The sequence below is a fragment of the Bradyrhizobium dasycarpum genome (genome assembly GCF_042019905.1).
Lineage (GTDB): Bacteria > Pseudomonadota > Alphaproteobacteria > Rhizobiales > Xanthobacteraceae > Bradyrhizobium > Bradyrhizobium japonicum_B.
In genome coordinates, this window is sequence record NZ_CP169574.1 from 1,571,080 (window position 1) to 1,584,490 (window position 13,411).

A 13,411-nucleotide genomic window follows, 5' to 3' on the forward strand; every position below is an offset into this window, starting at 1 on the left:
GCGGTCCATCTCAGGAATTCGCGTCAACTGAAATGGTGGCCGGATTTCATCCGGCCAGCCCATCGTTCTCTCGACTATTCCGCTTCCGCGGTCAGCGCCTTGGCCTTGGCCACCCACGCATCCGCACGGCTCGGCAGACCGACTTCTTCGCCGATCGTGTGCGCGGTGTCGTGGTCGAGCTCGGCCAGCTGCCAGTAGTGGAAGATGCCGAGGTCGTTGAACTTCTTCTCGATCGTCCCCGACACGCCCGGGAGCTTCTTGAGGTCGTCGGCGGTGCCGCGCGGACCTGCAAGGCCCTGGAAGCCGCTCGACGACGCCGCCGGCAGCTCCTCGGCGACCGGCTGGGCCGAGGCACCGACGTCGATGCCCGAATCACCCTGGGCACGCGAGATGCCGTCGATCGCCGCACGCGCGATGAGATCGCAATACAGCGAGATGGCGCGGCCGGCATCGTCATTGCCCGGCACCACATAGGTGATGCCCTTCGGGTCCGAATTGGTGTCGACGATCGCGGCGACCGGGATGTTGAGGCGCTGGGCCTCCTGGATCGCGATGTCTTCCTTGTTGGTGTCGATCACGAAGATCAGGTCGGGCAGGCCGCCCATGTCCTTGATGCCGCCGAGCGAGCGGTCGAGCTTGTCGCGCTCGCGCTGAAGCGTCAGGCGCTCCTTCTTGGTGTAGGAGCTGGCATCGCCGCCGGCCAGCACGTCGTCGAGGTGACGCAGGCGCTTGATCGAGGCCGAGATCGTCTTCCAGTTGGTCAGCGTGCCGCCGAGCCAGCGCGAATTGACGAAATACTGCGCGCAGCGCTTGGCCGCGTCCGCGACGCCGTCCTGCGCCTGGCGCTTGGTGCCGACGAACAGAATGCGGCCGCCCTTGGCAACCGTGTCGCTGACGGCCTGAAGGGCCTGGTGCAGCATCGGCACGGTCTGGGCGAGATCGACGATGTGGATGTTGTTGCGGGTACCGAAAATGAACGGAGCCATTTTCGGATTCCAGCGGTGCGACTGGTGACCAAAGTGCACGCCAGCTTCGAGCAGCTGACGCATAGTGAAATCGGGTAGTGCCATTGTTCTGATTCTCCGGTTGGTTCCTCCGGAAACGTGTGAGCAAAACGGAGCGTTCGCCCCGGCTGCCACCGGACGGCCTTGTGAGCCATGTTTCCGTGTGAGATGGCGCGCTATATAGCGCCATTTCGGCCAGAAGCAAGGAAATAAGGCGGCCGTCGCGGCCGCCCGAAAGCTGCGGTCGTCACGCTGCTGCCGATTCCGGCGCCCGCCTCGACCGGCTAGCACCTCGGCTGGCCGGGCGGGCAAGGCTTTGGTGGAGGCCCGGCGGGCCGCGGCGGAGGCGGAGGCGGCGCCGCACGCGGTGGCGCAGCGGCCATTGGCGGCGGTGCCGACCGCGCAACAGGCGGTGGCGGCGGCGCGGGCCGTGCAACCGGAGGCGGAGGTGGCGCCGGCCGCACCATTGGCGGCGGTGGGGCCGGCCGTGCCACGGCCACGGGCGGTGGCGCAGCCCGGGGCGGCGGAGGCGGTGCGACCCGCGGCGGTGGCGGCGTCGGTCTCGCCAGAGCCTGCGGAGGCGGTGGCGGCGCGACGGGCTTGGCGGCCGGCGGCGGCGGACCGGGCCGGCGATCTGGAACTCTCGACGGCTCCCGCGCTGCCACCGGTGGCGGCGGAGGCGCCGCCGGTCTGACCGCGCCCGGGATCGCCGGCCGGCCGGCGGCCGTGCTCGGAGGCGGCAATGCGCCTGGCTGGGGACCGATCGGCCTGCCCCGCCGGTCAGTCCCGGACGGCGGCTGGTTGGGCGCCGTCGCGGTCGGCGGCGCGGGCGGGATGTTGCCGGCGGGCGGCGTGGTGGTTGCAACGGGTTTGCCGGGCGGCGCGGCAGCGCCGGGCGCACGCCCTGCACCTGCCGGCGGCGGTCCGCCAGGAGTCCCGGGGACCGGCAGCGTGTTCGCCTGCGGCAGCGTGTTTGCCTGCGGCAGCTTGGTCGCCTGCGGCAGCTTGGCTGATGCGGGTGGCTGCGGCGTCGCCGCGGCGTTGCCGGCAGGGGCCGTCGCGGTCGGACTTGGTGCGGCGTTCGGCGCGGCAGCGCCGGGCGCAACCGCCGGTCCTGTCGGCGGAGCGCCTGGAGCCCCCGGCGCCGGCAAGGTATTGGCCTGCGGCAGCTTGGCCCCGGCCGGAGGCTGCATTGTCGTGGCGGGAGCGACATTGGCCGGAGCAGGTGCCGGGATACCTGGCCTCGCCACTGGCTGGATCGTCGCGCTCGGCGGCATCGGTGCCTTGCCCTGCTGGATCAGCGCGGCACGCTGTGCGACCGCCTGCGGCACGGCCGGGCCCGCCGGATTGGCACGGCCGGCAACCGCGGGTGCCAGATTGGCCGGACCAGGCCCCGGCCCCGCAGCCGGCGCAGCTGCCGGCGGGCGATTGATCACCGTGTTGATCACCGTCGTATTATGGATGTTCTGGTAGATGATGTTGTTCGGCGGCGGCGCGACATAGACCGGCGGCCGGACGAACACCGGGATCGGCACGAACACCGGCTGCGGCAGCACGAACAGGCCGATCACCGGCAGCGGCGGCGGCAGCACGACGAAATCCGGCGGCGGCGGCGGCAGATAATAGACCGGCGGCGGCGGTGGCGGCGCGAAGCCGAAATCGGGATCGCTGAAATACAGCACCGGACGGTCGACATAGATCACCTCCTCCGGCGGCGGTGGCGGCACGTCGTAGTCCAGCATCGTGAAAGTCGGCGGCGGCCTCGAGCGGCGCGGTCAGGATCGCGAGCCTGCGCCGGGCATCGCCCGCATGCGGCCCGCGCGGATAGCGGCGCAGATACGACCAATAGGCGTCCGGCGTATCGGCGCGATAGGTCCGCCTCCAGGTGATCGCCTCGCGGCGTGCCGCCACGATCGCCATGACGCGCTTTGCGAGCGGATCGCCCGGATAGACGGCGAGAAATTCCTCATAGGCCGCCAGCGTGTCGCGCGCGAGCGCGGCGGCATAGGCGTCCTGCACGCCGAGATCGCGGATCGGCTTGTTGCGGATCGCGGCGACCTGGTCGGGTGCGGCCTCCGGCGGCGGCGCGTCGGGCCCGCGCTCGAAGAACGAGAATGGCGCCGAGATCTTCTGCTCGTGCCAGGGCACCTGCGCGCCCTTGCTGGCCTCGTTGACGCGCAGGCGCACGCGGTCGAACACCTCCGCCAGCGGCAGGCCGCCGGTGCGGATCATCTCGGCCAGCGACTGCGCATAGATGCCGTACGGCCCCGGCTCCTCCGGCGCCACCGTGCCCGGCGCCGCGTTGAACGCGATCAGCATGTTCGCATCGGGCTCGACCAGCGCCAGACCGCCCGCGATCGGCTGACCGCCCTCGATGAAGGGCTGCGCACGGGCCGCGTCGAGCACGACGATGTTGGCCTTGAGCGGAATGGCAGCAAGCTGACGCGCATAATCGCTGATGCGCAGGGCTTCGGTCGGAATGTCGGTGTCGCGGGCGATGTTGGAATCGACGGGGATGAAATAGTTCTCGCCGGCAAGCTGCACGCCATAGCCGGCAAGATAGATCATCGCGACGGTTCCCGGCCCGGAGGCCTGGGCCTTCTGGATGAAGTCGCGAAGGCTCTTGCGCAGCGTGTCGCCGTCGAGATCGCGCGCTCCGACGACGTCGAAGCCGGCCGCCTGCAGCGTCTGCGCGATCAGGCCGGCATCGTTCGCGGTGGTCGCCAGCGGCGACTTGGCATAGGCGCCGTTGCCGACCACGAGCGCGATGCGCTTTTCCGGCTGCTGCGCGCGGGCCGCGTCCGGCGTGCCGACAGCCAAGGCCACGATCGGCAGGAGAAGGCAAATGAAGGCTCTGAACGTCCCACGCATGGCTCGCCTGCCCGTTATTCTTGTTGAGGTGCCACCACGCATCAGGCGCGCGGCCGGCTGAACGGCGCTTGAACGAAAAGCTGGGATTGAGGCGGTGGCGTGGCCATGCCGCCGCGTGCGTCAGCTCCGGAGCAGCCTACGGCAACGAGGCGCAGCCTGGAAAGCGCGCGAGGCTCGTTCAAGTCCCCAACATGCGAACAGACGGACATAGAGCCGGCCGAACGGCTGACAGCCGGCCTCTAACGGATAGAGGCGCGACCATCTGGCATCCGATGCGCTCAGCCCTGGGCCAGCAACTCGACGGCCCCGGTGCTCAGCCGATAGATGCCGCCGACCACCTTGAGCTTGCCCTGCTCGACCGCTGCATTGAGGATCGGCGCGGCCGATTTCAGCTTGGCGACGTTGTCGACGACGTTCTGGCGGATGGCGTTGTCGAGCGCATTCCCGCTCTGCTGGGCCGCCGTCTTCACCGCCGGCGCGATCGCGGAGACCAGCGTCGGGATGTGCCCGGGCAGCGGCTTGTCGTCCTTCAGCGACTTGATCGTGGCGTCGACGGCGCCGCAATTGTCGTGGCCGAGCACCAGGATCAGCGGCGTACCGAGCACGGCGACGGTGTATTCCATGCTCGCGACCGTCTCGTCGCCGGCAAAATTTCCGGCGACGCGGCACACGAACAGATCGCCGCGTCCGCTGTCGAAGGCATATTCGGGCGCGATGCGCGAATCGGCGCAGCTCAGAACGGCCGCGTAGGGATTTTGACCGCCGACCAGAGCCTCGCGCTCATGCTTGAAATCGTGACGGCGCGACACGCCCGATACGTAGCGCGAATTGCCCTCCATCAGCCGCTTCAGCGCCGCATCGGGCGACAGCACGTTCTGGGGTTTGGGCGGCGCCTTCGCCTCCTTGGCCGACGCCACCCCGCCGAACGCAGCGGCCCCGAGCGCGGAAGCGGCGAAGAGCATCATCGAGCGCCGGGAGGGAGCGAGCGATTGATGCGGATTTTCAGAGCATTTGTCACACATGGTTGTTCTTCCTTGGTTGCGCGCCGGGAAACAACTGATAGCTGTGCCCGGCAGGCTTCGAAACCATGCATGAGCTTGATAGTTAAGCTTTGGTTTGCGGCGCCGCAGGCAGCGTCAGATCTGCTGCACGTCGACCACGCCCGCGACCGCCTTGATCGCGCCGGCGATCTGCGGCGAGACCTTGAAGCGACCGGGCAGCTTCATCTCGACCTCGGTCTCGAGGTCGAGCATCATCACCAGCGAGACCTCGCCGTCGCCGTTTCCGCGCGGCGCGATGCCCGGACTGCCGACCTTCGGCGCAGCGCCGTTCGAAGCCGCCATGTCGGGGCCGGCCAGACGCTTGGCGATCGAATCCAGCGGCTTGGTGTCGCGCACGAAGATGCGCAGGCCCTTCTGCGTCTTGGCGGCGGCATCGTCGAGCGGCTCGGCATGCAGCACGCGGGCGCGGACGTCCTCGCCCTGCAGTTCGGCGCCCAGTTGCAGCAGCACGGCGGCGCCCGGCTCCAGCACGTCGCGATATTGCGCGAGGCCTTCGGAGAACAGCACCGCCTCGAAATGGCCTGTGGGATCGGACAGCCCCATGATGCCCATCTTGTTGCCGGTCTTGGTGCGCCGCTCCATGCGCGAGACCACGGTGGCGGCGACCTTGCCGGCGGTGGCGCCGGTCTTCACCGCGCGCGAGAATTCCGCCCAGCTCTGCACCCGCAACCGCTTCAGCACGGTGGCGTAATCGTCGAGCGGATGGCCCGACAGGAAGAAGCCGACGGCGTCGTATTCGCGGCGGAGCTTTTCGGCCGGCAGCCAGGGCTCGATCTGGGGCAGCATGATGGTCGGCGCATCCGCCGACATCCCGAACATGTCGTTCTGGCCGATGGTCTCGGCCTGGTGCGCGCGCTGGCAGGCGGCCAGGATCGAGTCCGCACCGGCGAAGACCCGGGCGCGGTTCGGCTCCAGCGTGTCGAAGGCGCCGGCGGCGGCGAGACTTTCGATGATGCGCTTGTTGATCGCGCGCGGATTGACCCGCGCGGCGAAGTCGGCGAGCGAGGTGAACAATCCGCGCTTGGTGCGCTCCTCGATGATCTGCTCGATCGCCTGGATGCCGACGCCCTTGAGCGCTGCGAGCGCGTAGTAGATGGTCTTGTCGCCGACCTCGAAGGTCGCGCCGGAACGGTTGATGTTCGGCGGCTCGACCTTGATGCCGAGGCGCTGCGCCTCGGAGCGGAATTCTGAGAGCTTGTCGGTGTTGTTGAGATCGAGCGTCATCGACGCCGCGATGAACTCCACCGGGTAATGCGCCTTCATGTAGGCGGTGTGGTAGGATACCAGCGCGTAGGCTGCCGCATGGCTCTTGTTGAAGCCGTAATCGGCGAACTTCGCCAGCAGCTCGAAGATGGTCTCGGCCTGCCCCTTCGGCACGCCGTTCTTCACCGCGCCGGCGACGAAGATGTCGCGCTGCTTGTCCATCTCGGCGCGGATCTTCTTGCCCATGGCGCGGCGCAGCAGGTCGGCGTCGCCGAGCGAATAGCCCGACATCACCTGCGCGATCTGCATCACCTGTTCCTGGTAGATGATGACGCCGAAGGTTTCCTTCAGGATCGGCTCCAGCACGGGATGCAGATATTCCGGCTCCTCGTCGCCGTGCTTGCGCGCGCAATAGGTCGGGATGTTCGCCATCGGGCCCGGCCGATACAACGCCACCAGCGCGATGATGTCCTCGAAACGGTCCGGGCGCATGTCGACCAGCGCGCGCCGCATGCCCTGGCTTTCAACCTGGAACACGCCGACCACCTCGCCGCGGGCCAGCATCTGGTAGCTCTCGGCGTCGTCGATCGGCAGCGTGGCGAGATCGACATGGATGTTACGCGGCTTCAACAGCTTCACCGCGACGTCGAGGACGGTGAGCGTCTTCAGGCCGAGGAAGTCGAATTTGACGAGGCCGGCCGGCTCCACCCATTTCATGTTGAACTGGGTCACCGGCATGTCGGATTTGGGATCGCGGTAGAGCGGCACGAGCTCGCTCAACGGGCGATCGCCGATCACGATGCCGGCGGCGTGCGTCGAGGCGTGCCGCGTCAGGCCTTCGAGGCGCTGGGCGATGTCGAAGGCGCGCGCCACGATCGGATCTTCGTCGCGAAACGCCTGGAGCTTCGGCTCGCTCTCGATCGCGGCCGCAAGGGTCACCGGTGCGGCCGGATTCTGCGGCACCAGCTTGGTCAGCTTGTCGACCTGGCCATAGGGCATCTGCAGCACGCGGCCGACGTCGCGCAGCACGCCGCGCGCCTGCAGCGTTCCGAAGGTGATGATCTGCGCGACCTGGTCGCGGCCGTAGCGATCCTGGACGTACCTGATCACCTCGCCACGGCGGTCCTGGCAGAAGTCGATGTCGAAGTCCGGCATCGAGACGCGTTCGGGATTGAGGAAGCGCTCGAACAGCAGGCCGAACTTGATCGGATCGAGGTCGGTGATGGTCAGCGCCCAGGCAACCAGCGAGCCCGCGCCCGAGCCGCGGCCCGGCCCGACCGGAATGCCTTGGCTCTTCGCCCATTTGATGAAGTCGGACACGATCAGGAAGTAGCCCGCGTACTTCATGCGCATGATGACGTCGAGCTCGAACGCCAGGCGCTTGTTGTAGTCCTCTTCGCTGGTGCCTTGCGACAGGCCGTGGACGCTGAGCCGCTTGGCGAGCCCCTCCTCGGCCTGGCGCTTCAATTCCGCCGCCTCGACTGCGGCAGCGTCCGAGCTCTGCGCGGCGCCGACGGTGAAGAGCGGCAGGATCGGCTTGCGCGTCATCGGGCGGAAGCAGCAGCGCTCTGCGATCTCCACCGTCGAGGCCAGCGCCTCGGGAATGTCGGCGAACAGCACCGCCATCTCGGCGCGCGTCTTGAAGCGATGATCGGGCGTGAGCTGCTCGCGCTCGGTCTCGGCGATCAGCCGCCCGCCGGCGATGCAGAGCAGCGCGTCATGCGCCTCGTAATCGTCGGTCGTCGCGAAATAAGGCTCGTTGGTCGCGACCAGGGGCAGGCCCTTGGCGTAGGCGATGTCGATCAAGCCGCTTTCGACGCGCCGCTCCTTCTCGGTGTTGTGACGCTGCAATTCGATGTAGAGGCGATCGCCGAACAGGCCGGCCAGACGCTCGCACCGCAAGGCCGCGAGCTCGGCATGACCGCCGGCGAGCGCCAGCGAGATCGGCCCGTCCGGTCCGCCCGTCAGCGCGATCAGGCCCTCCGTCTCGCCCTCGAGCCAGTCGAACTTGATGTGGGAGGCATGGGTGTCGGGCGTCTCCAGGAACGCGCGCGAGTTCAGCCGCATCAGGCTGCGATAGCCGCGCTCCTGCGCGGCCAGCAGCACCACGCGCGACGGCCCCATCGCGTTGCGCGCATTCGGATCCTGATCGCCGAAATCGATCGCCAGCTCGCAGCCGACGATCGGCTGGATGCCGGAGCTCGCCATCTTGTCGGAGAACTCCAGCGCGCCGAACATGTTGTCGGTGTCGGTCAGCGCCAGGGCCGGCTGGTGGTCCTTCTTGGCAAGCTCGGCGAGCTTGGCGATCTTGATCGAGCCCTTGAGCAGCGAATAGGCCGAGTGAACGTGAAGGTGGACAAATCCGGCGCTCGGCATGGTCGCGTGACGGCCTCTTGCAGATGGAATGGAGCGGTCGCCGGCTCCTCAAGGCATCATGCACCTGCATCTGCCCTCTTCTGCCGACTCGCCTCGCAATGGTGAGGTGCCGCGGCTTCAGAGTCCACGCCCGAACGGCCAATTGGCCGCGTCGTCCTGCTTTTCCCCAAGGGCCAACGGGCTCCCGCCCTCAAGCGGCGTTATCAGAGCTGCGGTATCACCTGAGCCCAGATCGCGATCATCCCGACGAACAGCGTGATCGACGCCAGTGCGGCGGCCTCTTCGACGAAAACCCTGAACATGTCTCGCTCCCTTTCTAGAACGTATGAAGAACATTGTTCTCATTTTGTTCTGAGGAGTCAAGCGCGTCGGACAATCGCCAAGGTCCATGGTTAACTCGATGAAATGACGCAATAAAAAAGCCCCGGCCAAAAGGCCAGGGCTTTCGACGACCGCTCTCAGGAGAGCGATCGGTCTCAGTAACGGCCGAGCATCGGGCCGCCGAACTTGTAGTTCAGGCGGACGAGGCCCATGTCGACGTCCTGCTTGATGCGGTCCGTCTGCAGACCCGCGAAGGTGACGTCCTTGTCCGACAGGAAGATGTGGTTGTACTCGACGCCAACCGACCAGTTCGGCGCAAAGCCGAATTCGAGGCCGGCACCGACCGTGCCACCCCAACGGGTCTGGTCGTTCGAGGCGAGCAGCGCGCCCGAAGCCGTGCTGAACACGTCGTACTGGGCGCCCACCACAGCCGCACCGCCCTTGACGTAGAGCAGGACGTTGTTCCAGGCGTAGCCGACCTGACCGGTGATCAGACCGAACGAGTCGATCTTGGTGCGGTTACGCTGCGCAAGGAAAGCGCTGACGTTGTCGCCCGTGAAGTCGGCCCAGTTGCCCTGACCTTCCACGCCGAACACCCACTGGCCGGCCTGCCAGCGGTAGCCGATCTGGCCACCGACCGTGCCACCGGTCGCGTCGTGCGAGCCTTCGCCGCCGATGAAGGGAGCGGTCTGATCCCAGGTCGAATGCGCCGAACCGCCGCCGCCGTTGATACCGATGTAGAAGCCGCTCCAGTCATAGATCGCGGCGACCATCGCAGGCGCCTTGGTGTAAAGGCCGCGCCGCGAGGTCGGCAGCCAGCGCCGGCGCCGCCGCGCTCAGCGCAACCAGGCTCACAGCAGCAAGCAACAAATTCTTTCTCATTTGATTCCCGTTCCAGTTTCTTCAGAAGGCCCCCGGGCCGTGCCGTCGTCATATCAGCGATCGACGGAATTGCTGTAACCGCGACGCCACAGTTTGCGCCAAAGGGCCGCGCTTCATTAATGAAGATTTATCAGCGCGCGTCCGAAACCCTTTGAAACAAGTGTTTTTCGGTGGTTCTAATGTTCGCTACGAGGCATAGGCTGCGCACTCGCGTAACAACGCCGCGCGCACATTCGCGTGATGGCGAATTGAAAATGTGCGGACGCGACAGCTCCTCATTGTCGCCACATTTTCGCTCGCACTCGCCCACATTTGCATTCGTGTCGAGCGCAAGCGCGCATGCGAATGCAAGCACGGTCGGACCATGTTGCGATCTCTCGGCTCTGATATTTCTTCAACCCTCGTCGAGCAGACTGCGAACCTTGGCCGCCAGGTCTTCGATGGCGAAGGGCTTGGAGAGCAGATGCTTGCCGGCATCGAGCATGCCGTTGTGGACGATGGCGTTGCGCGTATAACCGGTGGTGAACAGCACCTTCAGATCCGAGCGTCGCTTCGACAGTTCGGCAGCAAGTTCGGCGCCGGTCATGTCGGGCATGACAACGTCGGTAAACAGCAGATCCGGAACGAAACCTTCTTCGATCGTCCTGATCGCTTCCTTGGCGCTGGCGGCTTCGACGACCGTATAGCCAAGCTCGCGCAGGCTTTCGGATGAGACGCCGCGGACCCGCTCATCGTCCTCGACGACGAGGATGGTCTCGCCCTGATGGCTTGCACCAGGATGTGCCGCGCCTTGCGACGAAGTCGAGGCAGCCTCCTCGCCTGCGAAGCGCGGAAGATAGATCTTCACCGTCGTGCCGACATCGACTTCCGAGTAGATCTCACGTGCCCGCCCGACTGTCGCACGAAGCCGTAGACCTGACTGAGGCCGAGACCGGTGCCCTTGCCCACGACCTTGGTCGTGAAGAACGGATCGAACACCTTTCCCAGCACGTCGGCGGGAATTCCGGTGCCATTGTCCGTGACCGCAACGAGGACGTATTGACCGGGCGACAACGCATATTCGCGGGCATATTTGCGGTCGATCGAGGCGTTGCTGGTCTCCAGCGTCAGCCGGCCGCCCTTCGGCATGGCATCGCGCGCATTGACCGCGAGATTGATAATGGCGCTTTCCAGCTGGGCCGGATCCGCCTTGACGCGCCAAAGGCCGGCCGCCAGCACGGTCTCGAGGCGAATAAGCTCTCCGAGCGAGCGTTCGAGCAGCTCGCTCATCCCCCCGACCATCTTGTTGATGTCCACGACTTCCGGCGCCAGAGGCTGCTGGCGCGAGAACGCGAGCAGCCTCTGCGTCAAGGTGGCCGCGCGGTTCGCGCCGTCGATGGCGCCCTCGAGAAAGCGATCGATGTTGACCTCGCCCTTGCCGAGCCGTCGCTTGGCGAGATTCAAGCTGCCGAGAATCACGGCCAGCATGTTGTTGAAGTCGTGCGCGATCCCGCCGGTCAGCTGCCCGACGGCTTCCATCTTCTGGGATTGCCGCAATTGCTCCTCGGCCTTCATGCGTTCGGCGATCTCGTCGGCGACACGCTGCTCCAGCTCGACGTTGAGCGCCTCGAGCCGGGTCAGAAGCTGGGCGTTGTCGATCGCGGTGGCGGCATGACCGGCAATTCCGAGCAGCGCGGCCTCATGCTCGGCCTGGAATTTGCCGCTCTCGGCGTGGCCGAAGAAAAGCCCGCCCAGGACTTCGCCCGTTCGCGAGATTACCGGCACCGCCAGATAGGACCGAACCGGGAGATGGCCATCGGGCATGCCCCTCCGCGGCGCATTCTTGCCATAGCGCGGGTCCTGCAGGATGTCGTCGGACCGCACCACCCCCCCTGCCCTTGAACGTCGGCTCGAACACGGCCGTGTTGCGCGGCATCGGGAAGCTCTCGAAAGCTGATCGCGGCACGCCCGACAGCGAATAAAGCATGTAGCTGCCGCCATCGGCCGTCACGACGTTGTAGAAGAAGGCCCCGAACTGCGCGCCCGTCAGCTCGACGCCGGCATCCGTCACGATCTGCACGATCTTATCGAGGTCGCGTTCGCGGGCCACCGACGCACCCGTGTCGTTCAATATCCTCAGGTGACGCTCGGTTTTCTTTTGCGCGGAGATGTCCAGCACCGTCCCGATGAAGCGAACAGCCTGGCCGTTGGCGAAGAAGGCCTGCCCCGTCGCGGCGATCCAGCGCTCGATACCGTCCTCGATGCCGACGGTTCGGTATTGGATGTTGTAGCTCGTCGGAGCATGAGAATTCAGCGCCGCCGAGACGGCTTCGTGAGCACGCTGCCTGTCGTCGGGATGGATACCCTTCAGGAACGATCCCTCATAGCTGACCTCGGCGTCCGGCGAGAGCCCGAACACCTCCTTGCAACGGCTGTCCCATCGCAAGACGTCGCTGACCGGGTCGTAGTCCCACGTGCCGATGCCGGCCGCCTTGTTCGCGAGGACCAGCCGTTCGGCAGCTTCCCGCGCTGTTTGCTCCGAGCGGACACGCTCGATATGCGCCCAGGATCGTTCAGTCACCTCCGAGAGCAAGGCGAGTTCGCGCGACGTCCAGCGATGCGGGCCACGGTGATGAATGGCCATCAGGGCAGTGAGCCGGCCTTCCTTGACGAGGGGCATGCAGATCGTCGAACCGATCCCGATATTCTGGAACGCGGCAGCTTCCTCGGGCGCGATCTCCTTCAAATTGTCGTTGATGATGAGAGGTCTGCCGGCCCCAAGCTCTCGCACCGCCTTCCGGCCGAAATTGGCCAGGCTGTAGTGCCCAAGGATGTGCATCGCGCCGGGCGCGGCCCAATCGCCGCGAATGGTGAAGCCATCCTGATCGGGATCCATGTCGGCGTAGGCGCAATTGGAAACGCTGAGATGCTCGCCGAGCATCCTGGTCGTCACCGCCATCACACCATCGGCATCTCGGGTCTTGGCCGTCTCTTTGTTGAGCGCGTCCAGGAACAGCAGCCGGGCCTCGTTCTCCCGCACCGCCGTCTCCGCACGGCGACGCTCGACCGCGGTGCGCGTGCGCTCGGCGACGTCGCGGATGAGTTCCAGCTCGTCAGGATTCCATTCGCGCGGCGCGGCGTTATTGAGGTACAGCAACGCCACGACCCCGTCGGGCTCGGAGATCGGCATATTGACGAGGGCGCGCGCAGAGATGGCTTCGAGCGCTGCGGCGCGGTCGCCGACGCGAGGATCTTTTTCGCATCGGCGCAGACGACGGTCTCGCCCCGCTTCAGATCTTCGATGTAGCTGCCGTAGTCGCGGAATTGCAGCACGCCAGCGAGGCTCGAAATGCCCGGCGCGTTCCAATCACGAACGATGGTGATGGTCTCGGCCGATGTATCGACCGTGCCATAGCCTGCCCGGCTGACATTCGGACTCCGGCCGAGCAGCTCAGCCGCGGCGTAGGCGAGATCGTCGGGATTGTTTATCTCTCGGATGTAGTCGCCAAGTGCAGCCAGGACGGCATTGCGATCGGTCGAGGTCCCCCCGGCCGCCGTTGTCATCTGACTCCCCGACACTTGCTCGTTTCACCGAATAGAGCTCAAGGCAACCTCGCGACATCCGCTTCCGGCCCACGACGACGCCAGCGAGAGGTCGGCGCCCCACGCGTCCTGATAACCTCATGAAGGCGTTAAGGTTCCGGCTGAAGCCTG

General features: G+C 66.3%; 3 protein-coding genes and 3 pseudogenes. All 6 read right to left on the reverse strand.

Annotated features, from left to right (window positions below; translation table 11 throughout):
* Nucleotides 1-74 precede the first annotated feature (74 nt).
* Nucleotides 75-1,070: a 30S ribosomal protein S2 gene (locus ACETMP_RS07960; protein WP_028136108.1), complete on the reverse strand. Its 996-nt coding sequence runs from the start codon at nt 1,068-1,070 to the stop codon at nt 75-77.
* A gap of 218 nt (nt 1,071-1,288) precedes the next feature.
* Nucleotides 1,289-3,875, reverse strand: a pseudogene (locus ACETMP_RS07965) (caspase domain-containing protein).
* Nucleotides 3,876-4,153: 278 nt separating this feature from the next.
* A complete protein-coding gene (locus tag ACETMP_RS07970) occupies nt 4,154-4,897 on the reverse strand; it encodes a carbonic anhydrase (RefSeq protein ID WP_375160529.1) in 744 nt (247 codons plus the stop codon).
* Nucleotides 4,898-5,011: 114 nt separating this feature from the next.
* Entirely contained in the window at nt 5,012-8,515 is a 3,504-nt protein-coding gene (gene dnaE / locus ACETMP_RS07975) for a DNA polymerase III subunit alpha (RefSeq protein WP_375160530.1), read from the reverse strand.
* A 476-nt stretch (nt 8,516-8,991) separates the two neighbouring features.
* A pseudogene (locus ACETMP_RS07980) lies at nt 8,992-9,718 on the reverse strand (outer membrane protein).
* A gap of 394 nt (nt 9,719-10,112) precedes the next feature.
* A pseudogene (locus ACETMP_RS07985) lies at nt 10,113-13,261 on the reverse strand (GAF domain-containing protein).
* Between the last annotated feature and the right edge of the window lie 150 nt (nt 13,262-13,411).